General features: G+C 44.5%; 1 protein-coding gene. It reads right to left on the bottom strand.

What is annotated here, in order from left to right:
- Positions 1-67: 67 nt before the first annotated feature.
- Positions 68-546: OmpA family protein (locus R7Z77_RS27830; RefSeq protein ID WP_318137368.1), on the bottom strand; the 479-nt coding region annotated here is incomplete at its 5' end.

The raw sequence follows: 546 nt of genomic DNA, 5'->3' as shown, positions 1-546 counted from the left end.
GTCAATGTACAAAAACGCCGGAGATTATTTCTCCGGCGTTTTATATGTAAGCATGCTTTACTACGGCCTAAACTTGAGTTCGACCTAAAGAGATGACTACACGACGGTTCTTGTCTTTACCAATCGGCGTGCCATTATCAGCAATAGGTCGGCGCTTGCCATAACCTTGCACTTGAATACGATCCTCTGGCAAACCCAGTGATTCAAAGTAAGTACGTAGAGACTCTGCTCGTCGCTCCGATAGGCTCTGGCTTTCGCTCTTACCATCGGTTGAATCAGTGTATGTCGCCACCAGCACGAGGTCGATATCTTGATTGTGACGCACATAATCAGCAATCTGAGCAAGACGCTTTTTAGACGCTTTCGTCAGTTGGTCACCCTGACGTTCGTAATGCAAAATCGTAAACGCAATATCTTCGAAACTGTACTTCAACAAATTAGCGATACAGTCACTAAACGCATTGTACTTACTTTGGAATAATACGGATGACAACGCGACTTCAATTCGTTGATCGCGACTTTGCCAATCTTGATAGCTGAATGTTG

Source organism: Vibrio sp. 1401 (genome assembly GCF_033340295.1).
This window is presented reverse-complemented; position numbering and strand designations above follow the sequence as displayed.